22 protein-coding genes are annotated in these 26,985 nt (G+C 70.4%); 9 read left to right on the plus strand and 13 right to left on the minus strand.

What is annotated here, in order from left to right; genetic code table 11:
* On the minus strand, positions 1-385 hold a 385-nt coding region (locus QHF84_RS43955), incomplete at its 3' end, for an RNA-binding protein (protein WP_281319585.1).
* Positions 386-791: 406 nt separating this feature from the next.
* On the opposite strand from QHF84_RS43955, the gene QHF84_RS43960 reads away from it, so the two are divergent.
* Positions 792-1,235, plus strand: coding sequence for a universal stress protein (locus QHF84_RS43960; protein ID WP_281319586.1), 444 nt, complete (start codon positions 792-794; stop codon positions 1,233-1,235).
* A gap of 5 nt (positions 1,236-1,240) precedes the next feature.
* Here QHF84_RS43960 and QHF84_RS43965 read toward each other — a convergent pair whose 3' ends face one another.
* Positions 1,241-1,477, minus strand: a complete 237-nt coding sequence (locus QHF84_RS43965; RefSeq protein ID WP_136927744.1) for a hypothetical protein — start codon at positions 1,475-1,477, stop codon at positions 1,241-1,243.
* Positions 1,478-1,868: 391 nt separating this feature from the next.
* Here QHF84_RS43965 and cysT point away from each other — a divergent pair, with 391 nt between their 5' ends.
* From cysT to QHF84_RS43980, 3 genes are read left to right on the plus strand one after another with little or no spacing between them, the layout of a single operon-like run.
* Positions 1,869-2,711: a sulfate ABC transporter permease subunit CysT gene (gene cysT / locus QHF84_RS43970; protein WP_281319587.1), complete on the plus strand. Its 843-nt coding sequence runs from the start codon at positions 1,869-1,871 to the stop codon at positions 2,709-2,711.
* Positions 2,704-3,540: a sulfate ABC transporter permease subunit gene (locus tag QHF84_RS43975; RefSeq protein WP_281319588.1), complete on the plus strand. Its 837-nt coding sequence runs from the start codon at positions 2,704-2,706 to the stop codon at positions 3,538-3,540. The genes cysT and QHF84_RS43975 overlap by 8 nt, the downstream gene beginning before the upstream one ends.
* Positions 3,541-3,546: 6 nt before the next feature.
* A complete protein-coding gene (locus QHF84_RS43980; RefSeq protein ID WP_348652935.1) occupies positions 3,547-4,623 on the plus strand; it encodes a sulfate/molybdate ABC transporter ATP-binding protein in 1,077 nt (358 codons plus the stop codon).
* Here the strand turns inward: QHF84_RS43980 and QHF84_RS43985 are convergent.
* On the minus strand, positions 4,620-5,207 hold the full coding sequence (locus tag QHF84_RS43985; protein ID WP_281319590.1) for a hypothetical protein: 588 nt from the start codon (positions 5,205-5,207) through the stop codon (positions 4,620-4,622). The genes QHF84_RS43980 and QHF84_RS43985 overlap by 4 nt on opposite strands.
* Positions 5,208-5,359: 152 nt before the next feature.
* Between QHF84_RS43985 and QHF84_RS43990 the strand changes: the two genes are divergently transcribed.
* Together QHF84_RS43990 and QHF84_RS43995 are read left to right on the plus strand one after the other, a co-directional pair.
* Positions 5,360-5,890 (plus strand): hypothetical protein, encoded by a 531-nt coding sequence (locus tag QHF84_RS43990; RefSeq protein ID WP_281319591.1) that lies wholly within the window; start codon positions 5,360-5,362, stop codon positions 5,888-5,890.
* Positions 5,891-5,949: 59 nt separating this feature from the next.
* Positions 5,950-7,050 (plus strand): CehA/McbA family metallohydrolase, encoded by a 1,101-nt coding sequence (locus tag QHF84_RS43995; protein WP_281319592.1) that lies wholly within the window; start codon positions 5,950-5,952, stop codon positions 7,048-7,050.
* 10 nt (positions 7,051-7,060) lie between these two features.
* Here the strand turns inward: QHF84_RS43995 and QHF84_RS44000 are convergent, their stop codons facing one another.
* Genes QHF84_RS44000 through QHF84_RS44010 form a run of 3 tightly spaced genes read right to left on the minus strand, consistent with a single transcriptional unit; the run spans position 7,061 to position 13,092 of the window.
* Positions 7,061-10,204 (minus strand): VWA domain-containing protein, encoded by a 3,144-nt coding sequence (locus tag QHF84_RS44000; RefSeq protein WP_281319593.1) that lies wholly within the window; start codon positions 10,202-10,204, stop codon positions 7,061-7,063.
* Positions 10,201-12,195, minus strand: coding sequence for a VWA domain-containing protein (locus QHF84_RS44005; protein WP_281319594.1), 1,995 nt, complete (start codon positions 12,193-12,195; stop codon positions 10,201-10,203). Before QHF84_RS44005 ends, QHF84_RS44000 begins: the two co-directional genes overlap by 4 nt.
* Positions 12,196-13,092: a DUF58 domain-containing protein gene (locus QHF84_RS44010; protein WP_281319595.1), complete on the minus strand. Its 897-nt coding sequence runs from the start codon at positions 13,090-13,092 to the stop codon at positions 12,196-12,198.
* A gap of 265 nt (positions 13,093-13,357) precedes the next feature.
* Here QHF84_RS44010 and QHF84_RS44015 point away from each other — a divergent pair, with 265 nt between their 5' ends.
* Positions 13,358-16,018, plus strand: coding sequence for a hypothetical protein (locus QHF84_RS44015; protein ID WP_281319596.1), 2,661 nt, complete (start codon positions 13,358-13,360; stop codon positions 16,016-16,018).
* Between the two features lie 64 nt (positions 16,019-16,082).
* Here QHF84_RS44015 and QHF84_RS44020 read toward each other — a convergent pair whose 3' ends face one another.
* Together QHF84_RS44020 and QHF84_RS44025 are read right to left on the minus strand one after the other, a co-directional pair.
* Positions 16,083-17,507, minus strand: coding sequence for a serine hydrolase domain-containing protein (locus tag QHF84_RS44020; RefSeq protein WP_281319597.1), 1,425 nt, complete (start codon positions 17,505-17,507; stop codon positions 16,083-16,085).
* Between the two features lie 273 nt (positions 17,508-17,780).
* A complete protein-coding gene (locus QHF84_RS44025) occupies positions 17,781-20,393 on the minus strand; it encodes an AAA family ATPase (protein WP_281319598.1) in 2,613 nt (870 codons plus the stop codon).
* A gap of 106 nt (positions 20,394-20,499) precedes the next feature.
* Between QHF84_RS44025 and QHF84_RS44030 the strand changes: the two genes are divergently transcribed.
* On the plus strand, positions 20,500-21,078 hold the full coding sequence (locus QHF84_RS44030; protein ID WP_281319599.1) for a 2OG-Fe(II) oxygenase: 579 nt from the start codon (positions 20,500-20,502) through the stop codon (positions 21,076-21,078).
* A 17-nt stretch (positions 21,079-21,095) separates the two neighbouring features.
* On the opposite strand, the gene QHF84_RS44035 is transcribed toward QHF84_RS44030, so the two are convergent.
* The 4 genes from QHF84_RS44035 to QHF84_RS44050 are packed head-to-tail and all read right to left on the minus strand — an operon-like array spanning position 21,096 to position 25,515.
* The gene (locus tag QHF84_RS44035) at positions 21,096-22,394 is read right to left on the minus strand and encodes a hypothetical protein (RefSeq protein ID WP_281319600.1); all 1,299 of its coding nucleotides are present in this window, start codon (positions 22,392-22,394) and stop codon (positions 21,096-21,098) included.
* On the minus strand, positions 22,394-23,410 hold the full coding sequence (locus QHF84_RS44040; RefSeq protein WP_281319601.1) for a hypothetical protein: 1,017 nt from the start codon (positions 23,408-23,410) through the stop codon (positions 22,394-22,396). The genes QHF84_RS44035 and QHF84_RS44040 overlap by 1 nt, the downstream gene beginning before the upstream one ends.
* Positions 23,407-24,927 (minus strand): serine/threonine-protein kinase, encoded by a 1,521-nt coding sequence (locus QHF84_RS44045; protein ID WP_281319602.1) that lies wholly within the window; start codon positions 24,925-24,927, stop codon positions 23,407-23,409. Before QHF84_RS44045 ends, QHF84_RS44040 begins: the two co-directional genes overlap by 4 nt.
* Positions 24,928-24,957: 30 nt before the next feature.
* Positions 24,958-25,515 carry an NADAR family protein gene (locus QHF84_RS44050; RefSeq protein ID WP_281319603.1) on the minus strand — a complete coding sequence of 186 codons (558 nt, stop codon included), beginning with the start codon at positions 25,513-25,515 and terminating at the stop codon, positions 24,958-24,960.
* Positions 25,516-25,620: 105 nt separating this feature from the next.
* Between QHF84_RS44050 and QHF84_RS44055 the strand changes: the two genes are divergently transcribed.
* Complete coding sequence (locus tag QHF84_RS44055) at positions 25,621-26,163, plus strand: MYXO-CTERM sorting domain-containing protein (RefSeq protein ID WP_281319604.1); 543 nt, start codon at positions 25,621-25,623, stop codon at positions 26,161-26,163.
* Here QHF84_RS44055 and lepB read toward each other — a convergent pair.
* The gene (gene lepB / locus QHF84_RS44060; protein ID WP_281319605.1) at positions 26,160-26,939 is read right to left on the minus strand and encodes a signal peptidase I; all 780 of its coding nucleotides are present in this window, start codon (positions 26,937-26,939) and stop codon (positions 26,160-26,162) included. The genes QHF84_RS44055 and lepB overlap by 4 nt on opposite strands.
* Between the last annotated feature and the right edge of the window lie 46 nt (positions 26,940-26,985).

Below are 26,985 nucleotides of genomic sequence, written 5' to 3' on the forward strand. Positions count from 1 at the left end.
CGCCGCCACGACCGCCGCCGCCACCGCCGCGACCGCCGCCGCCACCACCGCCGCCGTAACCGCCGCCGCCGCCGCCGCCGCCCATGCCACCGCCACCGCCGCGGAAGCCACCACCGCCGCCGCCGCCGCCCGGCGTGCGCTCACGCGCCTCGTTCACGGTCAGGGTGCGCCCGTCCAGGCTCTTGCCATGAAGCGCGTCGATGGCAGCCTGCGCTTCCTTGTCGCCCGCCACGTCCACGAAACCGAACCCGCGCGATTGCCCCGTCACCCGATCGGTCATGACCTGGACACCGATAACCTCCACACCGGCGCTCTGGAAAGCGGTGCGGACGCTCTCCTCGGTGGAGTGGAAGGCCAAATTGCCCACGTACAGTCGCTTGCTCATCCTCAGACCACCCGATGCACGACCTCTCCTGACCTTCCCCGGATGCGACCCGGGCCGTGCATCGGATCGCTTCGAGACCACACAGACGAGCGACCGTCAGCCGATACAGATCGAGCGACCGCGAGCAAAGCGGGCTGTCAGAGTTCGACGACGAACGGGCCTAGGGCGATCATGAGGCTAACGCCCCGCTCCCCAACGCGCAAGCAACTATCGCGACGCGATAAACGCCGGTTTCCGCAGCCGATTCCCCGCCGTCACCGCGTCCGTCCAGGGTAGCCCGCATCCGCTCACGCTCGCCGGGAGACCTCGTTTCGGCCGGGAAAGGCTCGCGAGCGAGCAGACTGGGAACACGAACGACGACGCCGCGAGGCTTACCGATCCGGGATCGGCGCATCAAGGAGGAACCATGCCGTTCCAGAAGATCCTCGTGCCGATCGACTTCGAAGAGACCTCGGCGCACGCGCTCGAACGTGCGATCGAGCTCGCCGCGAAGCTCGGCGCCGGGGTCACCGTCGTGCATGTCTACAGCCTGATCGTCTACAGCTTCCCCGACGGCTCCTACCTCCCCGCGTCCGAGCTCGCCGAGACCGTGCGGCGGGCCGCGCAGCGCAGGCTCGACGCCGTCGTCGAGGCACAAAAGGCCCGCGGCGTCCGGCTCGACGGCGTGCTGCGCGAGGGCCGCTCGGCCGACGAGATTTGCAAGGCCGCGGCCGAAATCTCGGCGGATCTCATCGTGATGGGCACGCACGGCCGCGGCGCGTTCGGGCGCGTGCTGCTCGGCAGCGTGGCGACCGCCGTCCTGCGCCGCTCGAAGATCCCCGTGATGACGATCCGCAAAAATGCGGCTTGAGACGCTCAGCCGCGCGAGAGCGCGCGGATGGCTTGCATGCGCGAATCCTTCTGATCCGGCGGCAAAAAGACGGAAAGCGCCTGCTCGATCGAGCCGAGCGCGCGCGCGAGCTCCGAGGGGCTCATCGTCTCCGCCGTCACCCCCACGCGCGAGCACGCGCGCTTGATGGTACCTCGGGCAAACACCTCCGAAAGACCACTGGCGGCAATCACCTTGTCGAAGAGTGTTTCCGGCGGGCTCATGTTGGGGGCGATTACGCTCGTTCCGTCAAGCCGTGGAACGTCGCGCGATGACGCCCGACGTCGGGGTCCACGTGTCCCTCGGCCTGGGCAAGGGCGATCGGTAGATGCGATGAAATGGCGTGTGGGTTCCCACTCATCGCACCGATCACGTTCGAGGTGGTTACCAGAATCGCCGTGCCGCCGCAACCCTGGAGACCTCCCCCACGGATCGACTGCAGATCACGGGCAGCTTTGCAAGCACCCCGCATGAACACGGGCCGCCCGAACGAGCGACGAACCCCCGCATGCATGACCACCACGGACATTGTCGCAGCTTTCCGATGCAACTTTCAGATCGTCGTTGCGGACGAGCTCCACGGCGCGCCATCCTCAAGCTCGCTTGAGCACGACGGTGGAGCTGTCAGGAGCGCGGCCGGGGGGCCGGTCGAGGGCGCGAAGACGGCCCCTCGGCAAGCTCGGCCTGCGCGTGGCGGCCGGGACCTACCTCCTGCTCATGGTGGCGCTGCCGGTCGCCACGCTCGCGCGGGAGGGGCTTTCCAAGGGCCTCGGCGAGCTCGGGCGGGCGATCCTCCACCCGGTCGCGCGCGCGGCCGTCCTCTTGACGCTGGAAACGGCGCTCGTGATGGCCGCCGTGAACGCGGTGATGGGCACGCTCATCGCGTACGTGCTCGTCCGCTACCGGTTCCCCGGGCGCAAGCTGCTCGACGTCCTCATCGACCTGCCCTTCGCCATCCCCACGCTCGTGACGGGGATGATGATCGTCACGCTGCTCGGGCCACACGCCGCGCTCGGGCAGCTCTTCGAGGCGGCGGGCCTGCGCGTCGTGTACGCCCCGCCGGCGATCATCCTCGCGCTGCTCTTCGTGACGCTCCCGCTCGTGGTGCGCACGGTGCAGCCGGTGCTGATGGAGCTCGACGGGGCCGACGAGGAGGCCGCCTACACGCTCGGCGCGAGCGAGTGGACGACGTTCCGGCGGGTGACGCTCCCCGCGATCATGCCGGCCATCGTCTCGGGCGCGCTCCAGAGCTTCGCGCGGGCCCTCGGCGAGTTCGGGTCGGTGGTCGTGGTGGCCGGCAACATCCCGCGGCGGACGCTGACCGCGGCCGTGCACGTGTTCGGGGAGGTCGAGTCGGGCGACGTGCACGCGGCGAGCGCGATGTCGCTCGTGCTCGTGACGATCGCGTTCTGCGTGGTGCTCGTCGTGTCGGCGCGGCAGCGGGGGGCCCATGGCTGAGCGGGCGGGCGGCGGACGGAGGCACGTGCGCGCCCTCCTGATCGGGGCGGCCGTGCTCTACGTGGGCGCCCTCGTGCTCTTGCCGGTCGCCTCGCTCCTGCGCGGCGCGCTGGGCGGCGGGATCCGGCCTTTCGCCGAGGTGCTCGCGCGGCCCGACGTGCTCTCGGCGCTCGTGATGACGGCCAAGCTCACGGCCTTCGCGGTCGTGGTGAATGGCACGCTCGGCACGGCGCTCGCGTTCGTCCTCGTGCGGGATCGGTTCGTGGGAAAGCGCGTCATGAACGCGCTCGTCGACGTGCCGTTCGCGCTCTCGCCCGTGGCGGTGGGCGTCGTCTTGCTCTCGCTCTTCGGCAAGGGCGGGCTGCTGCGGCCGATCACGGACGCGCTCGGGGTGGAGATCGTGTTCGCCTGGCCGGCGATGGCGATGGCGACGGCGTTCGTGACGCTGCCGTTCGTGGTGCGCGAGGTCGGGCCCGTGCTCGAAGAGATGGGCACCGATCAGGAGCTCGCGGCGTACACGCTCGGGGCGTCGCCATTCGTGACGTTCTTTCGGGTCACGTTGCCGGGGATTCGCTGGGGGCTCGCGTACGGCGCGACGCTGACGATGGCGCGCGCGATCGGCGAATTCGGCGCGGTGCTGCTCGTCTCGGGCGGCGTCGCGGGGCAGACGGAGACAGCGACGGTGTTCGTGTACCGGGCGCTCGAAGATCGGGACGACCGCGGCGCGTACGTGGTGGCGACGGTGCTCGCGCTCGCGTCGATCGGTCTTCTTTTGCTGCTCGACGTGGTGCGACGGAAGCGCGGCGCGCGCGGCCAGGCGGAAGGGTAGGTGCTCGTGGGCATCGTGGCGCGTGATCTCGTGAAGCGGTTCCCGGGCGGCAGCGGGCGGGCGGTCGATGTGGTGTCGTTCGAGATCGGAGCGGGCGAGCTCGTCGCGCTGCTCGGCCCGAGCGGCGGCGGCAAGACGACGGTGCTGCGGATCCTGGCGGGGCTCGAATCGCCGGACGAAGGGCGCGTGCTCTTGCGCGGCGTCGACGTGACGGACGTGCGCGTGCAGGAGCGGAACATCGGCTTCGTGTTCCAGAGTTATGCCCTGTTCCGGCACATGACGGTGCGCGAAAATGTGGGATTTGGCCTCGAAATCAGGGGCAAACCGCGGGCGGAGGTGGATCGCGTAGTGAGCGAGCTGCTCGCGCTGGTGCGGCTCGCGGAGTTTGGCGCGAGGTACCCGCACGAGCTCTCGGGCGGGCAGCGGCAGCGTGTCGCGCTCGCCCGCGCGCTCGCGCCGGGGCCGAGCGTGCTCCTGCTCGACGAGCCTTTCGGCGCGCTCGACGCGAAGGTCAGGCTGGAGCTGCGCGAATGGCTGCGGCGCCTGCACGAAGAGCGCGCGATCACCACGGTGTTCGTCACGCACGACCAGGAAGAGGCGCTCAGCGTGGCCGATCGGGTGATCGTGATGAACCGCGGCAAGGTGGAGCAAATCGGCACGCCGGAGGAGATTTACGATCGGCCGGCGACGGCGTTCGTCGCGGGGTTCGTGGGGTCGATCAACGAGCTCGAAGGCGAGGTGCGCGGCGGGCGCGCGGCGCTCGGGAGCCTCGCGGTGCACGCGCCGCCGGGCGCGGGGGACGGGACGAGCGTGCGCGCGTTCGTACGGCCGCACGACGTGGAGCTCGTGGGCGTGACGAGCCGCGTGGAGAAGCGCAGCAGCGTGGAGGTGGCGACCGCGCGGGTCGAACGTCTCGTGCGGGTCGGCTGGATGGTGCGGATCGAGCTCAAGCTCGGCGATGATCAGCCGCTCACGGTGGAGCTCACGAAGGATCGCGTCGCCGAGCTCGGGCTCACGGAGGGGGAAGAGGTGTTCGTGAACCTGCGCGACGCGAAGCTCTTCGTGCAGGATTACTCGATCTAGCGAGCGGGCCGGCCGAGCACGCCGAGCACGCGTTCGGCCTCCTTGATGCGCGCGTCGCGCTCGGCGAGCTTCTGGCGCAGCCGCGACGCCTCCTCGTCGGCCGCGGTGATCGCGGCCTGCTCGGCGCGGAGCTGGGCTTCGGCGTCGGGCTTGATCTTGCCGAAGTAGAAGCCGAAGGCCGCGGCGAAGAGGACCATCGAGCCGACGGCGCCGAGGCGCACGGCGCGGCCGAGGCGCTGGTTCTGTTTGTCTTCCTTCAGCGCGGCGAGGGCGCGCTCGTGCTCCTGCACGATCCGCATCACTTCGAGGCGCGCGTTCACCTCGGCCTCGGCGCGGGCGCGCTCGACGGCGGCGACGCGGATCGCCTCGATGCGCGCCTCCTCGGCGCGGCGCTCGGCGTCCATGCGCGCGCGGCGCTCGGTTTCGATCCGGGCGTTCATCGAGGACGACTCGCGCGCGTGACGCGCCGCCTCTTCGAGCTCGAGGCGCCCCGCGGCCTCGTTTTCTGGACGAACGCGCGCCTCTTCCAGGCGCGCGAGGTACTTCAACGAAAAGAGGAGGGCGCCCTCCTGCATCGTGGCCATGCGCGACGACTCCTTCGGTCTGAATGCCCCAAGCCGCGGCGCCCCAGGCGCTGCCCGGCCGAGGGTGTTCCCTTGGACGCGCGGTTTCGTGCGCCCTTGGGTGCGCGCCCCGCGGAGCGGGATCCAGGCCGCGGGCGTGCTACATTTTCAGAATGAATGGCTTCATCGAATCGGGCGCGGAGCACAGGGTGGGCAGCGGGCGCGGGGCGCGGTGGGCTTTGCTCGTCGGAGCCGCGATGGCCATGGGCACGTTCGGGTGTTCGTCCATCACGAGCGAATACGACGTGGACGCGAACTTCACCGTGACTCCCAAGGTCGACGGGACGTTCTTCTGGTGGAACGAGGTCACCTTGGAGAGCGACGTCAACTCGTACGGCGCGGCCCGGCTCGGGTTCGTGCGGATCTCCGTGGCGCCGCCTGCGGAGGACATCACGTTCGTGCAGGAGATCCTCGGCGAGGCGGTGACGTCGACGGGGCGCACGCCGCTCGTCTCGAAGAAGGAGTTCCCCGCGAAGGAGCCCGACGTGATCCTCGACGTGCTCCACGAGGGCGACGTGCGTCCCTTCTTCGAGGACGGCAAGAAGGTCCGCGTCGAGTGGACCGGCCGCACGAACCCGAACTTCCTGGCGTGGCCGACGGAAGGGATCGATGTCTCCGTGAAAGTCAGGCTCGTCCTCGACTGAACGGGCGCGCTTCCGCCGTCGCGGCGTATGGAGCTATCCTCGCGGGCAGGGAAAGGCGGATGCGGTCGAAGACGGGCAAATTTCGCTGGATCGCGCTCGGCGTGGGGGTCGCCACGATCGGTGTGGCCGCGGCCGTCGTGTTCACGCGCGTCCCTCCCGAGCCCACGGCCATCGCGGCGCCGTTCACGCTGAAGATCAAGATCGACGCGCCCGCGCTGAACCCGCCGAAGTTCGCCGAGACGCTCGACGTCAACACCTTCCAGCGCGGCAACCTCCACACGCACAGCAAGTGGAGCGACGGCGATCGTCCCCCGAAGGACGTCTACACCTGGTATCGCAGCCACGGCTACGCGTTCCTCGCGCTCACCGATCACGACAACCGCGTCAGCCCCGAGACGTTCGCCGCGCTCGAACGCAAGAACTTCGTGATCATCGCGGGCGAGGAGGTGACGATGTGGGCCGAGGGCAAACCCGTCCACATCAACGGCTTCTGCACGAAGAAGACGATCGGTGGAGGCCGGTTCAGCACGAAACGCGAGGCGCTCCTGCACGGGATCAACCGCGTGCACGAGCAGGGCGGCGTCGCGCTCGTGAACCACCCGAACTTCGACTGGGCGCTCACGATGGACGACGTGCGCGTGACCCGCGGCGCGGAGCTCCTCGAGATCTGGAGCGGCCACCCGTACGTGAACACGGAGGGCAACGCGGAGCGGCCGTCCCACGAGGCCGTGTGGAACACGCTGCTCGACGAGGGTTGGTCGATCGGGGGCGTGGCCGTCGACGACGCGCATCACCTCGGCCTGACGAAGCCGAGCATCAAGCCCGCGCGGCCCGGAAAGGGCTGGGTTCAGGTGTTCGCGGAGAAGCCGGATCGAGCGCTCATCTGCGAGGGGCTCGCGAAGAGGCGGCTCTACGCGTCGTCCGGCGTGACGCTGACGCGGATCCGCGTGACCGAGACCAAGCTGAGCGTGTGGCCGAAGGAAGAAGGCGCGGTCGTGGTGTTCCTCGGCGACGGCGGCAAGGAGCTCGCGAAGATGGGACGTGGTCCCGAGGGCGACGCGACGTACGAGCTCCGCGGCGACGAGACCTGGGTGCGGGCGCGTGTCTCGCTGCCGGACGGGAAGATGGCCTGGACGCAGGCGTATCGCGTCGTTCGGTAAGCGCGGTTCGTCAGGACCGCGGCTGGTTCTTGCGGCGCGCGAGGAGGATCTCGGCGGCCGTGAGCGCGCGGGGCTGCGGCGGGCCGGCGGGCGGCGCAGCACCTGCGGGCGGTTGCGGGGCCGCGATCGGGGCCGCTGCGTGTGGCCTCGCGGGCGCGGGTGGAGGCGCGTGCGGGGCCGGCGCAGAGGGCTGCGCGAGCGCTGCGGCCGAGGCCGCGGGGAGCGGGGCCTCACGGGCGGCGCGCTCGCGGGCGGCGCGCTCTTTCGCTTGCAGGAGCGCGCCGACGACGGCGTCGGGCGAGCGCGGATCAGGCCGCGCGTGGGCGCCTTCGGGCTTCGGTTGCAGCGCGGCGCGCGCGCGCGCGGCCCACGCGAGGACGGGCTCCGGCAAGGCGAAGCGGCGCGCCGCGACCGCGAGGAGGAGCGCGAAGCCGGCCATCGCGATCAGCACGGGCGTGATGTCCTGGTAGGAGAAACGCCGCGCGGCGCGGTCGCCGAAGATGCCGGCGAGCGTGTCGCGGCGCTTGCCGCCCGTGAGGTCCGCGATGCGGCCGAGCAGCGCCGCGTCGGAGCCCGTGGGCCTGAGCTCCTCGCCGGCCGTGAGCGCCGCGCCCGCCGTGCCGACGACGTCGCCCGACTGCTCGTCCTTGGCGATCGCGATGTACGTGCCGGGGCGCGAGAGCGGGATCGACGCGGCGTACGCGCCGGCGCCCGTGGCTTCGAGCGCGGTCTCGCGGACGAACCCGTCGGGCCCGGCGACACGCACCATCAAGCGGCGGAACGACTGTGCGCGGCCATCGTCGCCGACGACCGTGGCCCGCACGTGAAGCTCGCCGCCCGAGGCGTCGGCCTCGACGCGCACGCGGCCGTCCTCGCCCTTGCGCGTGAGGTCACGCGCGAGCTGGCCGACGAGCCGCGCCGCGCCGGGCCACGTGGTCCAGCGGCGGCCCCAGCGATCCTTGAGGTCGCTCGTGAACGCGCCGGATCGACCGACGCCGGCCGACCACACGGCGAGGATCGGATCTCCCTCGGGGCCGGTCATGAGCACGCTGGCGCGGCCCTTCGGGATCCCCACGACGTACCCGTCGAGCGAGGGGGCCTCGTCGAGCGGCACGCCCGAGAGGATGGGCGAAGGCGCGCTGCGGGCGACGCGGAACTCCTTCTCGACGATCGACGAGCGCGCCGCGAGGATCGTCTCCTGCGTGAAGACCGCGGGAAGGCGGTTCGCGTCCTCGATGAGGTAGAAGCGGCCGCTGCCGAGGCGCGAGAGCGTCTCGAGCTCGGGCACGTCGCCGCCGTTGCCGAGGGCGACGACGCTCGTCGTGATGCCGGCGCGCAGCGCGTTCGAGACCATCGTGCGGCACGGGCCCATCTGCTCGGCGTCGGAGCCGTCGGCGAAGAGGAGCACGTGCTTGAGGTTGACCTTCTCCTTCGCGAGCGCGGCGTACGCGGCCTCGAGCGTGATGTCGACGAGGATGCCGCCGCCGCCCGGGCCGACGCCGCGGATCGCCTTGTCGATCGCGGCCTTGTCGCTCACCGGGCCGAGCGGGACGCTCCAGTGGACCTCGGTGTCCACGTGCAGCACGCCGAGCCTGTCGCCGGTGCCGAGCAGCGCGGCGCTGCGGGCCGCGGCCTCGTTCGCGAGCTCGAGCTTCGTGTGCGCGCCGGCGTTGGCCGCCATCGAGCCCGAGATGTCGATCCCGATCACCTCGGCCAAGCTCGCGCGGCGCCGCTCTTGTTTGAGGTCAAACGAAACCGGGGAGACCTCTTCGAGCGGCGTACGCGCGTACCCGCCCGGACCCATGCTGCGATCGCCGCCCATGAGCAGCAGGCCGCCGCCGAGGTCGCGCACGTAGCTCGCGAGCGCGTCGATCTGGCCGGGCGAGAGATCCGAGGCGCGCACGTCGCCCATCACGACGAGGTCGTACCCGACGAGCCCTGCGAGGTCCGCAGGCACGCTGCTCGTCGAGCCCTCGTCCACCTTGAACGCCGCGGCCTCGAGCGCGCGCGCGATGAACGCCGTCTTGCCCGCGTCCCCGTCGAGCACGAGCGCCGAGGCCTGACCTCGCACGCGCATGAACGCGCTGCCCGCGTTGTCCTCGGGTGATTGATCGAGCGTCGGATCGGCCGCCGTGATCTCCACGTCGTAGCGGTGAAACCCGGGGCCGGGCGCTTTCTCGCGGATGCGCAGGACGTCCTCGCCCGCGGCGATCTTCGCGCCCGACTCCGCGATGAGCTCGCCGTCACGACGCAGCCGGATCTGGATCGCGGCCGGGCTCGGCGACGAGGTCACGAGGCGCAGGTCGATGGGCTCGCCCTCGTCCGCGCGCGTCGGCGCTCGCAGCGCGACCACGCGGATGTCCGGGATCGAGCGTTGTTCGAGCGGGACCACGTCGACCGGGATCTCCGCCGCGACGGCCGCCGCAGCCGCGGCCATGGTGTCGCCGCGCGTCGCCACGCCGTCCGAGAGCACCACGATGCGCGCGGCGCTGTCGGCGGGCACCTCGGCAAGCGCGCGCCGGACTGCCGCGCCGAGGTCGGTCCCGTCGCGCCCGATGGAGACGCGTTGCGGCGCCGGCAGGTCCGACTTCGGCCTCGGCGGATCCTCCGTCGCCGCGTCCGCGCCGAAGATGATCGTGCCGATCCGATCCTCCTCGCGCATGCCGAGCTCGGCCACCGTGAGCTCCTGCTTGATGCGCTGCTCGGCGTTCGGGACGAGGTCGATCGAGCGGCTGCGATCGATCGCGACGAGCACGGTGAGCCGATCGAGCGGCCGCCCGAGCTCGGGCCCGGCGGCGGCCATGGCTGCGATGAACGTGGCGAGCTGCGCGAGCAGATCGCCGAGCCGCGTGCGCAGCGGGCCCTGGTTCGTCCAGCCCGTCGCCATGCGGTACGCGACGAACGTGGTCGACGCGAGCGCGAGCAGCGCGATCTGCGGCCGTGCGAGGCGCAGGTAGCCGCCGGGGACGAGGCCCGTCCAGACGAGGCCCACGTAAAGCGCCGGCAGCGCGCCGACGATCATGCCCGCGAGCAAGATCTTGCGTTTCGTGAGCCCCGCCTCGCGGATCACCCATCGCGCGATCAGGACGAACACGAGCAGGCCGAGGCCGACGACCACGAAGGGCACGTACGGGCGCAGATGCGTCGGGATCACGCGGCGGCCCTCCTCTCCGGCGCCGGCGGGCGCTTCGGCGCGGCGGGCGCGGCGGCGGGCGCGAGGCGAGGCTTGCGCGTGAGGTACCAGATGTCGAAGACCACGAAGCCAAGCGCGACGAGCGCGAGCACCCAGCTCCACTCGTTGTGCGCGTCGGGCTCCGTTCCCGCGGCCGTCACCTTGATCTCGTCCTTGCCCGATCCGGCCGGGGCCATGACGCTGCCGAGGTCACTCTCGGCCGCGCTCGTCAGGTTCGCCGGGGCCACGAGCGCGCCGCCCTCGGGGCCTTGCCACGAGAGCTGATAGAGGCCGACCTTCGAGATCTCCGGCACGACTGCGAGCCCGCCCCGCAACGACACGTCGAGCTTGTCGCCGGTCGGGCCTTTCACCTCGACGTCCTTCGCCGACGCGGGCAAACGCACGCGGAGCGGCTCGCCGGCGCGCGCGGGCCCCGTGATGCCGTGGGCGCGGTGGATGCGCGCTTGCTCGAGGAGGTTTCGCATGAAGAGCACGAAGCTCGCCTTGAGCGGCCAGTCGCTGTCGCCGACGTCGAAGCCGAGCAGCGTGCCCGTGCGCGTCGGCGTGGAGATGTCGGTCGCGATCGTGCCGTCCTGCGTGCGGATGAGCTCCTGCGTGGGGCCCTCGGGCTTGAGCGCGGCCGCGCGCGAGATCGACACGCCGTCGAGCGAGAGGAAGCGCATGCGCGCGTCGCCGCTCTCCCACGACGTGATCGACGGTGCTTCGAGCGTCCTGCCGACCACGGTGCCGAAGCATCGACCCGCGGGCGGCGCGACGATCAGGAGGTCGCCGCCCGGCACGAAGTCCGGGCACGCGCCCTCCACCACGACGAACGCGTCCATCTCGACCGCGGCCGGCTGCGCGAGCTCCGTCACCGAAAGCGTCTTCAGCGTCGTCGCCGGATCGCTGATGATCGCCCGCTCGATCCACGGCGACATCTTCTGCGGATCGGACGCCGCGTACGCCACCGGGAGTTTGTCTCCGGCCGGCACGCGCGCGAAGGCCGCGTCGTCGACCTCCATCGCGTCGTGCGGCGCGATGTCGAAGATGAGCCCGCGCCGGTAGTCGCCGGGCGCCGGCAGGAAGTCGAGCACCACGGCCTGGCGTTCGCCCGGCGCGACCAGGATCTTTCGTGATGCGAGCACGTCCGACGCGTTGTCCTCGCGCATCGTCACGTAGAGCTCGCGCGGCGCTTTGCCGAAGTTCGCGATCACGAGGAACGCCTGCACCTGCTCGCGCTTCAGCGTAGGCTCGATCCCCGATCGCACGTCGACGCGCACGATGGCCGCGTTGTCCACCGGCGTGCCCACGGTGATCACCTCGATCGGCAAGGACGCTCCCGAGAGCGCCGCCGGCGCGGCGAGGTTGCCGTCCGTGATCACCACGATCCGCCGCGATCCGCCGAGCTGCCGCAGCCGATCCACCGCGAGCGCCACGGCCGCGCCGAGATCACCTTCCACGTCGTGCACGCGCAGCGTCTTCAGCGCGGCCTTCAGCCGGACCGCGTCGCGATCGAGCGGCGCGACCACACGCGCGTCGCGCCCCGCTTCGAGCAAGAGCGCGTCGCTGCCCGGACCGAGCGACGACAGGATGTCCTCGGCGACCTTGCGCGCGAGCTCCATCCGCGTCTTCGTCTCCGGGCCGGCCACGCTTTGCGCCGACATCGACGCGCTCGCGTCCACGATGATCGCGAGGTGATCGCCCGTGATCGCCCTTCCGCGCGTCGCCGGCCGCGCGAGGGCGAACGCGAGCAGGAGCAGCGCCAGCGCCTGCAGGATGAGCGGCACTTGCGCGATGAGCTTCTGGAACGGCGAGCGCGCGATGAGGTCACGCTTCGCCGAGGCCCACAGCCACGTCGACGCGACGCGCTTCCTCTTCCGCCGCACCTTCAGGATGTAGAGGAGAACCAGCGGGCCGAGGAGCCCGAGGAGCGCGAGTCCTTTCGGCGCGAGCAGATCGAGCGGCGAGGACATTCAGTCGATGCTCCTCGCGACGATCCGCCGGATCGCGCTCTCCAAGGGTTCGTCCGTCCGAACCCGCACGTACGTCGCGCGCAGCCGCTTCGCCATCTGCCGGAGCTCCTCGCAGAGGCCCGCGAAACGCAGCACGTACGCCTCGATCGCCGCGGCATCCATGGTCACCTCGACGACCGCGCCGGTCTCGGCGTCCTCGAGGGCCCAGTCGCCTTCGTACGGAGGCTCGATCTCCTCGGGCGCGACGACCTGCACGAGCACGAGATCGTGCCCGGCCGCGGCCGCGCGGCTGAGCGCGGGGCCGAGCGGCCCGCCGTCGAGGAAATCGGAGACGACGAGGAGCATCCCTGCACGCTTGTTCTTTTGTATCAGCCGATCGATGGCCCGCGCGAGGTCCGTCCCGCCGCGCGGCGCGATCCCTCCGAGCGCGCGGAGCAGCGCCGGCAGGCCGCTCCGGCCCCGCACCGGCGTCTCCTCGCGTTGAATCCCCTCCCCGGCCGAGATCACCTGCGCCCGCTCCGAGGCCGCGAGCGCCATGTAGCCGAACGCCGCGGCGATGCGGCATGCGGCCTCGAACTTCGGCGGCTCGCCGAAATCCAGGCTCGCGGACGTGTCCACGAGGAGCCGCACGATCACGTCTTCCTCGGCGCGGAAGAGCTTCAGCACGGGCTCGTCGGTGCGCGCGTAGGCGGCCCAGTCGATGCGGCGCAGGTCGTCGCCGGGGCTGTAGGGCCTGTGCTCCTGGAACTCCGCCGAGCCGCCGCGCCGCCGCGCCGCGTGTTCGCCCGAGGCGCCGGAGCGCGCGCGGATCTCGAGCCTGCGCCTGAGCACCTCGAGCTCGCGAACGAAGGCGGGATCGAGGAGCCGGGAGGGGATCCCCGGACGAGTCTCCTGCATCCGAGCCCTTCTGGCCCAGCGCCGCCGCGGCGTCGAGAGCGTCCCGCCCCGCACGTGCACCCACGGCCCGAGCTCACGCGCGAGGTGGTCCTGATCACCGATCTATGTAGTTTGAGCAACAACGAATACAGAATGGAGTGGTAACAACATTTACCATCCTCCGACGTTGAAGTTTTTCGCTTACGCTGTGCCGATCGGACGGCTTCTTGCGACGGAGAGGGTGATGCTGGAGCGGCGAAGGTTACGACGTTGTTGGTTCGCGTTGGTGGCACTCGCCGCGATCGGCTGCAGCGGCGACGGTGGGACCCCTCAAACCACGGCGAGCACGACCGGCTCCGGCGGCAACGGCGGTATCGGCGGCATGATGGCCGGCTCCGGTGGCAACGGCGGCAACGGCGGTAACGGCGGTAACGGCGGTAACGGCGGTTCGGGCGGCATCGGTGGCAACGGCGGCAGCGGTGGCATCGGTGGTTCGGGCGGCAACGGTGGTTCCGGTGGCCTCGGCGGCGCGGGCGGCGTGATGGCCGGCTCCGGCGGCATGGGTGGCCTCGGCGGCAGCGGCGGCGTCATGGCCGGCAGCGGCGGCAGCGGTGGCATCATGGCCGGCTCCGGCGGCATGGGCGGCCTCGGCGGCAGCGGCGGCGTCATGGCCGGCTCCGGCGGCATGATGGCCGGCAGCGGCGGCTCGGGCGGAGGGCCCGCATGCGTGATGAACGCCGACTGCGACGACGCCATCGGGTGTACCGCGGACGCCTGCGTGTCCGGCGCATGCGTCCACCTGCCGAACAGCATGATGTGCGACAACGGCCAGTTCTGCGACGGCGTCGAGGTCTGCGACCCCGAAAACGGCGCGCCCGGCACCGGGTGCACGCCGAGCTCCGGATCCCCCTGCGACGACGGCATCTCGTGCACCGTCGACACCTGCAACGAGCAGTTCGACGGCTGCATGAACACGCCGAACAACGCCCTCTGCGACAACGGCATCGCCTGCGACGGCGTGGAGACGTGCGGCGTGCTCGGGTGCAAGGCGGGCACGCCGCTCGATTGCAACGACGGCGTCGCCTGCACCGACGACTTCTGCGATCAAGCGTCGGGCGGCTGCAAGCACGTCGAAAACGACGGCAACTGCTCGGACGGCGCGTTCTGCAACGGCGCCGAGACCTGCGACAAGGTCGCGGGCTGCAAGCCCGGCACGCCCGTCGACTGCAACGACAGCTTCGCCTGCACGGCCGACACCTGCGACGAGGCGATGGACACCTGCGCGCACGCGCCGAACAACGCGGCCTGCGACGACAACGACTTCTGCAACGGCGCCGAGACGTGCGAGGTCGGCCTCGGCTGCCAGGCCGGCGACCCGGTCGTCTGCAACGACAACCTCTCGTGCACCGCCGATAGCTGCTCGAACGCGCTCAAAAAGTGCGTGTTCGCGCCGAACGACGCGGCCTGCAGCGACGGCCTCGCTTGCAACGGCGTCGAGGTCTGCGATCCGGCCGGCGGCGCCGCCATGACCGGCTGCAAGGCGGGCCCGTCCGTGGTTTGCCCGTCCGACGGCATCGCGTGTACGAACGAGACCTGCCAGGAGCCGTCGGGCACCTGCAGCTCCTCGGCCGACAGCAGCAAGTGTCCCGCGGGGCAGCTCTGCGTCCCGCTCGTCGGCGGCTGCACCACGGCGAAGCCCTGCACGACGAACGCCGAGTGCAACGACAACGACGCCTGCAACGGCATCGAGTACTGCGACGTCGTCTGCAAGGCGGGCGCGCCCGTCAACTGCAACGACGGCGTCCCCTGCACCGTCGACGCTTGCAACCCGCAGACGGGCGCGTGCTCGAACACGCCGAACAACAACGTCTGCAACGACGGCAGCACCTGCAACGGCGTCGAGATCTGCAACCCGCTCGTCGGCTGCATGGGCGGCACGCCCGTCAACTGCAACGACGGCGTCGCCTGCACGTACGACCAGTGCAACGAGCCCTCGGGCACGTGCGCGCATTACCCGCAGGATTACATCTGCGACGACGGCATCTTCTGCAATGGCTACGAGACCTGCGGGGCCTCCGGTTGCAGCGCGGGCTCGCCGCCCGTCTGCAACGACGGCATCGCCTGCACGACCGACGTCTGCGACCCGATCCTCGACACGTGCAAGGGCGTCCCGAACAACAACCTCTGCGGCTGCGGCGAGACGTGCAATCCCGCGCAGGGCGGCTGCGGCAACTTCTGCCAGGTCGCGACCTGCCAGGGCAAGACCTACGCCTGCGGCGACTGCATCGACAACGACGGCGACTGCAAGACCGACTCGGCCGACAGCCAGTGCCTCGGCCCCTGCGACAACACCGAGGGGAGCTTCTACGGCGGCATCCCCGGCCAGAACAACTCGCCCTGCAAGTCCGATTGTTATTTCGATCAGGACACGGGCGCCGGCAACGACGATTGCTACTGGAGCCACAAGTGTGATCCGCTCGAGGTCGCGCCGAACTACCCGCCGGAGGGCAGCCAGTGCGCGTACAACCCGAACGCGAACATCGCCGGGTACAACGGGACGTGCGCCACGGCGTACACGACGCAATCGCAGGTCTGCCTCAATTACTGCGGCCCGCTCACGCCGAACGGCTGCGACTGCTTCGGCTGCTGCGCCCTGCCCGGCCTGGATCACACGATCTGGCTCGGCTCGGAGAACCCGGCCGGCACAGGGAGCTGCAACGTGAACACGCTGAACGACCCGACGAAGTGCAAGCCCTGCACCCAGGTCAGCGCGTGCCTCAACACCTGCGAGACCTGCGAGGTCTGCATCGGCAAGCCGGACCTGCCGCCCGGCTGCGTCGAGCAATTCTGCCCGACCGGCGTGCAGAAGTGCGGCCAGGCCGGCCAGGATCCCTGCCCGCCCGGCGAGAGCTGCATCACCGGCTGTTGCTATCCGAATCCGCAGTGAAGAGCTGAAAAGAAGCGAGGGGGCGAGCGCTGAAATCGAAGCACGCGCCCCCTCGAGCTTTTTGTCACGGCCCCACGATCGAGAGATGCACGAGGTCGTTCACCACGTCCGGCGCGATGCCGTTCATCATGCCCTCGTAGCTCGGCCAGATGAGGTTCCCGCTCGCGTCGGCCTGAATGCCGTCCGGCCCGGCGAGCGTCGGAAGGCCGTGGTTCGTCAGGAGGACGATCACGAGGTCGCGCGAAGGATGAGGGTCCACCGTGAGGAACGTGCCCGCGGCGCCGATCTTCGAAACGGCGTACGGCGTCGAGTAGAGGCCCGTCACGACGTGGGCCCCGGCCACGGTGTCCGCGAGCTCCCAGCCGTGGCCCTTGTTCGCGAAGAGCAGGTCGTCGAGCCAGCTCGACGTCGCGCCGGAGATGCCGAGCGGCGCGCCGGAAGCGTTCTTCGACTGGAGCGACATCATCCCCTCGACGAGCGTCGGCGAGGCGAGCAAGTCGATGCCGCAGGTCCACATCCACGGCGTGCAGTAGCCATAACTCGTATTGCCGACGACGCGCGCGCCGCGGTTCAGGAACATCTGCCCGAGGAGCGCGAGGTCCCAGGCCGTGGAGAACGCGCCGTCACAGCCGGTCACGCCGTGCCCGTTCGACTCGATCCAGTAGTCCTGCTCGTCGGCGACCTCGCCGCGCATGTACCGGGGCGCGCCGTTCGTCTCGCGCACCGTCGAGTAGCCCGTGCCGACGAAGCGGCTCGACTTCGTCGGCATGGTCACGAGCGGCCGCCACGCCGTGTCTTTCATCCCGAGCGGGCTCGTGATCCGGTTCTTCACGAGCACGTCGAGCGGCGCGCCTCCCGCCGCCTCGGCGACGCGACCGAGCAGGCGATACGCGATGTCGCTGTAGAGCACCGCCGTGCTCGGCGTGTATGCGAGGCTCTCGGCGAGCATCGTGCTCCAGGGAGCGGGATCGCCGAGCAGCGACGCGGCGGCGTCGACCGAATGGCCCGAGGTGAACCGCACGAGGTCGGCCACGAGCACGCCCGATTTCTCGGGCGTGGCGAACTCGGGCAGGTAATTCGCGACCGGATCGGAGAGATCGAGGCTGCCGTCGTCGTGCAGATCGATCGCCACGAACGCGGTGAAGATCTTGGTGATCGACTGCAGATCGAAGATGCCGTCCTTGGGCATCGACGGGTTTTGCGCGGAAGGGCCGGCGAAGTTGCCGTCACGTTTGCCGTACGCCTTGTGGAGCACGACCTTGCCGTGACGCGCGACGAGCAGGACGGCTCCATCGATCTTGCCGGTGTTCACCGCGCTCTGCACGTGCGCGGAGGCCAGCGAGAGGTAGTCCGCGTCCATGCAGACCTGGGAAGGCGACACCGCGTATTGCAAGCTGTACGGTTGTGTGGCGCTGGAAGCGTCCGCGGATGCGAGGGCCGGTGCCACGACGATCGAAGTAAAAAGCGCCGCGAAGGCGAGACGTCTCATGGGTTCCTCCATCGAGGGAGAAAGGATCTGGGGTGCCCCGGGGGTATTTCCTCGGATCGTGGCGGCGCTCGATACGTTGCGTGGGTCTCCGGGTCGACGCCGCGCCGGGGCCGCGGTCGTCGCCTCCAAATGGCTCGGCGTGGGTACGCCTCTCGTTACGCGCACTCGTCGACAATCCGGGGGCGTTACAAGGATAGTTGCCTTTCTGGATGCTTGTGAATCCTGGCACGTTCCGATACGCCACGATTTGCATCCGTACGAGACAAAACGACATCAGCCTCGACACACCTCCTCGCGTGTCGCCTCGCGCCCGGGATGGCCGATCCGCTCCCGCAATACGAGCGCCTCTTCGAGATACCGCTTGCCAATCTCCGCCACGCCCACGCTCGAAAGGCAGAGCCCAGCCCAATGCAAAACGTCTGCGCGCCCCCAGGCGTCCTCGCCGAGGACCCGATCCGGCGCGTCCTTGGCCCGCGCCATCGCCGCCTCGTCGCCCCGCGCGAGCGCGACTTCGAGCCCGAGCGCGAGGAGCCGCGCCCGGAACGGACCGAGCCCACAAGCCTCCGCGAGCTGCTCGCCCGCGAGCGCCTCCCGCGCCGCCTCGAACAGCGCCCCGCGCGCGAGCGCAATCCGCGCTGAAAGCTCGTGCACGCGCGCCGCCATTTCCACCTCCCCGGAGACCGCGACCCACGCCCGCGCCGCCGAAAGCCGACGCGACGCCTCCGCCGGATCCTCGTCCACCACGGCGAGCCCGAGCAGCACGTGCCCCTGCGCCGCGTGCCCGGCCCAGCCGAGGCCCTCGCAGGCCGCGACGTTCGCCTCGGTCATCTGCACGGCCTCCTCTCGCTGCCCGAGCGCGAACAGGTGCTCCGCCTCCCAGAGCCCGCGCCGCGCCACCCGCGCGTCCCCCATCGCGGCGAGCCTCGAAAAACCCGCCCGCGCGGCCTCGATGTCCCCGAGGTCGTGCGCGATCGAGGCCAGCAGCGCGATGCCTCGCGCCATGTGCGTGGGAAGGCCGGCCGACTCCGCCATTGCGAGCGACCGCGACACATGCGCCCGCGCGGCCGACAACGCGCCGGCGAGCCGCTCCGTGTATGCCAAGGTGCGCAATCCCGTAACGAGGTGCGACACCTCGGACGCCTTTTCGACGAGCGTGTTGTGCGCCTCGTAGGAGCGCTTCGCGAATGCGAGATCCCCGAGCGCCCCGGCATACAGCCCGCGCTCGTAGAGCATCGCGGAACGAAAGCTCGAGGCAAGCGATGCGGCGGGGGATCCCGGATCGGTTGTCTCGCCAAACATTCGTAAAATCCGAGCCCCACGGCTCATTTCGCCGAGCACGAGCCCGAGGTGCGAGAATCCGCCCAGGGTTTGCGAATACACCCGATATGCCTCGGTCGGCTGGCCCGCAGCAAGCAGGGTCCGGATCACCTCTTCGACGGCGTCGAGGCGGCTGCGATCCCGGGGTTTTTGCCTGGGCGCGAAGATCAAGGTGCCCTCGGACGGCGTGATCATGGCCGCCTGCACGGCCGAGGGCGAGATCGGGAGCAATCCGCGGAAATGGTCGCGGACGAACGGGTGTGAAGACCAGCGGGGCGGCTCACCGCCGGCGCGGAACACGAGCCCGAGCCGTTCGAGGCGGGCGAGCGCGCGGCGAACGCCTTCCGCGGAGGTCCCGGCGAGCGCGCCCGCGACACGCGGGGAAGCGGAGGCGAGCGCGAGGAGCGCGTCCTCGTCGGCGCCGGCGGACAGCACGGAGAGGCGCGCGAGCAGATCCCGCTCGGCGTCGGGCAACGCGGCCGCATAGGCCGAGAGGACCCGGGCGAGACGCCGCGCCAGCGGATCGTCACGTGCAGCCTCGGCGAGGTCGAGCGGATCGAGCGGGCGCAAATCACCGCCGAGGAACGCCCCCGCATACGAGCCCGCGACCGCGAGCGAGAGCGCATGCCCACCCGAGGCGCGAATGACCCGCGCGAGCGCCTCGCCATCGCCATCCGCGCCCCACGATCGAAGCAAACGCGCGGCGTCGACCGGTGAGAGCGGCCCGAGCTTCACGGTGCGCGCGCCCGCGTCTGCCCAGGGCGCGAGATCCCCCAGCAAAAACCTCGACGTGACGAGCGCCCGCGCCGCCCCGAGCCCGCGCGCCAGCGCGACCAGCAAGCGCCGGAGCAGCGGATCTTCGAGCTCGCCGTGCGCGCGTGAGGCCCCGCCCGCGGCCTGCACGGTTTCGAGTCCATCGAGCACGAGCAGATGCGGCGGCCCACTCCCGAGCGCGACGAGCAGCTTTTCCAGCCGCTCCCCGGCCTGCGCCTCCGCCCCCGCGAAATACCGAACGGCGTGGGCCAGAAATGCCTCCGTCCGTTCATCGTCGTAAAAACTCCACACGAAGAGCCCGCCCTGCCGCGACGCGTCGCCGATCCGCGTCACGAGCCGCTCCGCAATGGCCGTCTTCCCGGCGCCGCCGACGCCCACGAGCGCGACCACGCCCGGCCCCTCGCCCTTCTCGGGCGCCGACGCCCACGCCCACAGCTCTTCGAGAATCTCCTCACGCCCCACGAAATGCGGCGCGCGTTGCAAGGTGTGCACGTGCTCGGGCGGAAAGAGCTTCGGCGTCGGTGCGGCGGCCGGCTCGACAGGCTCGGGCGCGGCTTCGATCACGAGGTCGGCCGCGGCGATCCCGAGCTCGGCGGAGAGCCGTTCGAGGAGCTTTCGCCGCGCGGGTTGCCGGATCGAGAAGCCGCCCTCGTTGACCTCGCCGGATTCGTACCGACGGTACGTGCGCACGTCCACGCCGACCGAGGCAGCGAGCTCCTCCTGGGTGAGCTCGAGCTCGAGGCGCGCCCGCAGCAAGGCTTCGTGGTGGAACCGCTGCGCCATTCGATTCGCCAAGCGCATCATCCTTCCGGCGCGCCCTCCTGTCCACCCGCCCGGTCCGCCCGGTTCCTGCCCGGTTCTGCCCTGTTCAGCCGCCCGGCGCGGCCGCATGGTGTCCGGCATGAACGCCATCGAGAAACGCCTGCTCTCGACCGACCGGGAGCTCTTCACGCTCTCGAACGTCCTCGCCCCCACCGAGTGCGACGACCTCATCCGGCGCGCCGAGGCCCACGGCTTCGCGGACGCGCCGATCACGGTGGGCCCGAACAAGTTCAGGATGGCGCCGGACATCCGCAACAACCGGCGCGTGATGCAGGACGACCCGGCCCTCGCGGCCGAGCTCTGGACGCGGGTCGCGCCGCACGTGCCGAACGAGCTCGGCGCATATCGCCCCGTGGGGCTGAACGAGCGATTCCGGTATTACCGCTACACGCCGGGCCAGCAATTCGACTGGCACATGGACGGCGCGTTCATCCGCACGCCGGAGGAGCAGAGCCTCTTGACGTTGATGTTTTACCTCAACGAAGGCTGCGTCGGCGGGACGACGGATTTCATGCACGTGAGCGACGACGCGATCCGCGTGGCGCCGCGGCGCGGAATGGCGCTCGTGTTCTCGCACCCGATGTACCACCGGGGAGCGCCGGTCATCGAGGGGACGAAATACGTGCTCCGAACGGATGTGATGTATCGGCGGGGGTGACCGCACTCTACCACGTCTCAGCGGTCCGGAAAGGCCGTCCACCCCTCGAAATCCGGGCACACCTCGCCGCAGGCCCCCACGAAGAGCGCGGTCGGATCGAAAAAACCGTCGTCCGGCGGCGCAATCGCGCCCGAGAGCCCCTCCGCCCCGCTCGTGAGCGACAGATACACCGGGCCGTTCGTGAACAGCGGCAAACCACTCTCGTCTGCCGAAAGCGCGCGATTCTTCCGCATCGCATCCGTGGCCCACTCCGACTCCGCGAAGTCCGCCTCGCCGTCCTCGAAGTTGTCGTCGTTCGCGAAGATCGAATGGCGAATGTCGAGAAACCCCGCGTTCGCATTCTGGTGCGCCTTCGTCTCGTCGATGGCCAGGCCCGTTTTCCCCGCGTTCGCCACGAGCATGTCGAACATCCGCCCGCGCGTCCCGCCCCGCAGCTTCAGGTTCGGCCCGAACTGGTCGGCCATTCCGACCGCCGTCACGTTGTACAACAAAGGATCCGAAGGAGCCGTTCCCGCGCCGTCGACCTCCGCGTCGCTCGTGCCTTCGCCGGCCTGGATGCACGTGTCGCCCTGCATGTCGCCCATCACGATCCCGATGAATTGGCCCTTGCCGCGCCAGCCGAGCGCCCAGTCGAAGCCGTCGTCCTCGTACCCCGTGACGAGGATGTACTTCACCGACACCGTCCCGCCCCGCAGATCGATGGCGTCGGCCTCGGTGCGATGCAATTGCACGTGGTCGACGACCGTGCCGCTGCCCACGCCCTCCAAACGGAGCCCGCCCGGCGACCCCGGCCATCCGTCGTTCCGACCCGCGAATTCGATCCGCACGAAACGCAGCTCGCCGCTGCTATCGTCCTCGGCCGTCCCGCCGCAGGTGGCCTCGATCTCGGGGGGAAAGAAATCCAGGCAACGGCCGTCAGGCGCGCCATTGATCGGGGCGCGACCACAGAGGACGAGCCCGCGCCAATCCCCCTCGGCGCGCTCGGTCTCGACGCTCGTGAAGACGATCGGCGCTTCCTTCGTGCCGCGCGCGACGATACGAGCGCCTTGCCTCACGAGGATCCCAGCCTCCGCGTGGGCGAGGATCTTCGTCCCCGGCTCGATCGTGAGCGTCGCCCCCGACTCGACCACCACGTATCCCGTGAGAATCGTGGTCTGATCCGCATACCACGTCGTATCTTTGCCAATCGAGCCGGAGACCTCGAGGGTTGGGCGGAGCACGCCCTCCTCGATGCCGAAGACCGCGGCGCAACCTGTCGCGCCCGCGCACGCGAGCGCCCCGAAGACACAAACGAGATTGGCAGGACGCACGCGCATCAAAAACTCCCTCGCGCGAAAATCCCCCCGGGTCCGAACGTCAAGGTCACGCTCGTCTTCGGCGCCGCGTCCGACGGCCCCCGCGTCGCGAGCGAGACGACGAAAAGCGCGGTCCCCGCGGCCGTGAGGATCGCGCCGGGCACCAGGATCACCGTCCCGACGCCCGCGAGATCCTTGGCGTCCTTCCGGATTGCGACGCCCTCCCGATCACAATACATGGCGTCGCAATAGGGCGCCGCCTCGTCGAACCGTGCGCGCGCCAGGAGCCCCACGCCAAGCGACGCGCCCATCGTGAGCAAGCCCGCGCCGCCCACTGCAAGGCCCGCAATCCCGAGCGCGCCGATTCCTTGGGGCTTCGGCGGCAGAGGCGGAGGAGGCGGCGGTGGTGGCGGTGGTGGCGGTGGTGGCGGTGGTGGCGGCGGCGGTGGAGGCTCGACCTTTGCGTCTTCGAGTTTCGGCACGGTCACGGTCGTCGTCGTCGATCCACGCTCGATCACCACGGACGTCACATACGGCACTTTTCCCGGCGCGGTCGCCTCGATGTTGTACGTGCCCGGATCGATGGGCACGCCGGTGTTCCACAGGACGGCCCCGACCTCCCTTCCATCGCGACGCACGACGAGACCCTCGCGCGGAATCGAATCCGGCACCTCGATGACGAGGCGCGAGAGCTTCGATTCGAGGGCGTCCGCCCGCGCCCGCCCCATCTTCTCCCGCTCCGGCTGACCCGCCCGGCGCGCCGCGTCGGCCGCCTCGTGAAACGTGGCCCACGCGGTCGCGAGCTTGCCGAGTTTTTCCTGGCAATCCCCGAGATAAAGCAACGTGCCGATGCCCGAATCGAGCTTGTGGCTCTCGGCGAGCCGCGGACACGCATGCTCGTAATCGCCCTTTTCCATGAGGGCGAGCGCCTCTTTGAAGAGGTGCTCGGCCGCGGCCGCGTCGCCCTGCTGGGCAAACCCGGGGCGCGCTCCGCCGAAAAGCGCCACGGCGAGAAAAAACCCCGCGGCGCGCTTCACTTCCGGCCTCCGAAATCGGGGACGAGTCCGGTCGTGGGGGCCGCGCTCGGCGCTCCGGTCGCCGCGGGCTTCGTCGTGCCGGTCTTCACGGGCGCTGCGGCCTTGGGCGCCGCCACGCTCGCGGAAGGCGCCACGCTCGCGGACGCGGTCGGAGGCGCGGCGGTCGCCTCGGGCGCCTTCGCGGGGGCGGCCACCGTCGCGCTCGGCGCAGGCGTCGGGGTCGCGGCCGGCGCGGGCGCCTCGATCGCCGGCGGCCGCGGCGGCTCCGCCGTCACGGCCTTCTCCTCGCGGCCCCCGAGGAGCCGCGCCCCCACGATTCCCAGGAGCAACGCGACCGCGCCTGTCAGGACGAACCATTTCCCCGATCGCGACGGCGCGCCCATCTGGGTCTGCGACCACGTCGACGCCGTCTTCCCCATCGGCGGCGTCGACACCCGCTCGCCCCCTCCGCTCGGCCGCGCCCCGTCGCCCGTCGTTCCTCCGGACGAACGCTCCTTTTTCTGGAGCGACGAGCCCGTGGTTTGTCCCGGCGATGTATTGCCGGTTTTCCCGGCCGGCGCCTCGGGCAGCGAGCCCTGCGCCTCACGCGGCGCGGCGAGGTGCGCGTGAATGCGATCGAGCAGCGCCCGCGACCGCTCGGGCACGAACGGGGCGAGCGCGTCCGCGAGCTCGGCCACGGTCTGGAATCGACCGGCCGGCTCTTTTTGCAGGCAACGCAGCACGACCTCGCCGAGCTCCGGCGGCAGGTCCTCGCGGTGGCGCCCCGGCGGCTCGGGATCCTCGGTCATCAGCACCATGATGAGCGCCCCGAGCGAATCGGCGACGAATGGCATCACCCCCGTGAGCGCCTTGTACAAGACCACGCCGAGCGACCAGATGTCGCTGCGCGCGTCGACCTCGCGCGCCGCCCGGAACTGCTCGAGCGACATGTACATCGGCGAGCCGAGCAGCGCGTTGCTACGCGTGAGCGCCGTCCCGTCGATCGCCGCCAGATCCTGGTGCTTCGCGATTCCGAAATCGAGCACCTTCACGGCGGGACTTCCATCCGCGCGCCGGGTCACGAACAGGTTCGCCGGCTTGATGTCGCGGTGCACGATGCCGCGCCCGTGCGCCTCGGCGAGCGCCTCGCACGTCTGCAGCACGACCTCGCACGCCTCCTCGATCGGCAGCTTGCCGGCGGCGCGGATCATCTCGTCGAGGTCTCTGCCTTCGAGCAGCTCCATCACGAGGTACGGCACGCCGTCGTCGAGCGTGCCGAAGTCGAGCATGCGCGTGACGTGCTCGCTCCGGAGCTTCGTCGCGGCCTGCGCCTCGCGCAAAAAGCGCTTCTTGCCGACCTCGTTCTTGGCCGCGGCCTCCAGCATGAACTTGATGGCCACCCGCTGCTCGAGCTCCGTGTGCTCGGCGGCGACGACGGCGCCCATGCCGCCCACGCCGAGCACCCGATCGACGCGGTATTTCCCGGCGATCACGTCGCCTGCCTTGACCGGAAGCTCAATCTCGCTGTCGCTACTCATCAGCCGCGCACGTCGCCTCGGGGGCCGAGCCTATCGAGGACGCGCCGCGCCGGCAAGGCCTTCGCGCGCCTCCATGAGCGCAAACCCCAGCAAATTCAGCCCCCGCCAGGCCCGAGGGTCCGTCGCGCGCGGATCCGACGCGGCGAGCCCGATGCCCCAGATCGCGTCCTTCGGGCTCGCCTCGACGAGGATCTTCGAGCCCGTCCCGAGCAGCCAATCACCGAGATTTGCATTCTGGCCGAACTTCGCGAGGCTCGCCTCCACCACGATGCCGAACCGGTGCTCGAGCCACCGAGCCTCGTCGAAATCACGCACCTCGCGCCCGAGCGCCTTCGCCTTGCCCGGATCCTCCGTCGCCAGGATCTTCGCGCGGGTTGCCTCGTCCCCGAAGAGCCGCGCCTTTTCGGCCATCATGAAATGCTCGGCCGCCGCGTACCTCTGCCCGCGCACGACGAACGGCGCGGGATACCATTGGCTGAAGATGAAAGGACCGAGCGCCCCGTCCTTGCTCGGCGTATGGCCCCAGAAGAACAGGAAATCGAGCGGTTCGCCGCGTTCATGCCGCGTGATCAGGGTGGCGACGTCCATGGCGGCAGCCTAGCGCATCCCGAAGCGCGCGGGGAAGCCTCGTCGCCATTCGCCTTGGCCCTCGGCCCGCCGCGGCGGTACCGTACCTCGCGGAGGGTCAGCTTCATGCGATCACCTGTCTTGCTTTTCGTCGCTACCGTGCTGCTCGCTTCGGCCCCGGCGTCCGCCGACGTCCTCTCGGAGCCGCCGCAAAACTGCCCCGAAGGAAGCCTGGGCCAGCTCTGCCACGGTCCCCCGCGCTGCGCGCCTCTGCCCTGCACGTCCGACGCCGATTGCCAGGGCGGCGGGACGTGCAAGGTGAAAGAGCTCTGCATCGAGGACATCAATTGCTCCGGCGGATGGATCGACGCGCCTCCCGTGACGCACGTCGCGGGCACCTGCGACGCCACCGGCGCGTGCCCGATGGGCGGCACGTGTAAGAAGACCCTGGTCTGCGTGGGCGGATCGATATCGCCGACCTCGGGAAGCGGCGCGGGGACCGGCGCCGGGAGCGGCGCGGGCGCGGGGGATGGCGGAGGCGACGACGACATCGCCGTGAAGGGTTGCGCGTGTAGCGCGGTCGGCGATCACGCCGCGCCGTGGCTCGGGCTCGCCATGGTCGCCGTCGGCGCGGGGATCGCCGTGGCGCGAAGGCGGCGCCCGCATTAACGCGCGGGCGGCGTCGTCACGGCGGGTTTTTCCTTCAAGCACTTTTCCATCGCCGGCCCGAGCGACGCCGCGCCCGCCGGGAGAATGGGCGGCCCGTCCACGGGCGCGGCGGCGCGGCCGGAAAAACCGCCGAGCAGGATCATCGCCACGTGCCCGAGGACCGTGGAGATCGGCATGCCGCGCCCGATTCCGCCTCTCCAGCTCCGCGAGTCGTGGCTGTTCATTCGGTTGTCGCCGATGACGAACGCCTCGCCCGCGGGCACGACCCACGGTCCCTGCACGGCGCCGCAAATCCCGCCCCGACACGATTGCATCGCGCTGCAATCGCTGTCCTTCTCGCACGACCCTCCGTCGACCGGCCCGTCGAGCAAAACGCCGTAGGCGTGATCGCCGAGCCATTCGATGAAGAGCTCGAACGTCCGCCCCTCCCAATCGTACCGGCCCACGCGGCACTGCGGGACGCGAAAGCCATTGATGATCGGCCGTCCGTCCACGAACTCGAGCTTGTCCCCCGGCATCCCGATCACCCGCTTCATGAAGAGCTGATCCGGGTTCTCGGGAAACGGGAAGACGATCACGTCGCCGCGATGCACCTCGCCGCCCCGCGTCGCAGAGACGTAGTCGCCGGGCACGAGCGTCGGTAACATCGCCCCGGACGGGACCTTGTACACCTTGACCATCACGCGGAGCACGACGAAGCTCGCGACGAGGAGGCCGAGGATCACATAGGCCCACCACGCCGAGCGCTTCTTGCGGGCCGGGGAGGAGTCGGGCATGGCGAGCCCTTACCCCGATCCGCGCCCGGCGAGAAGCCGCCCACGA

Source organism: Polyangium sp. y55x31 (assembly GCF_029946505.1).
In the GTDB taxonomy this organism is placed as follows: domain Bacteria; phylum Myxococcota_A; class Polyangia; order Polyangiales; family Polyangiaceae; genus Polyangium.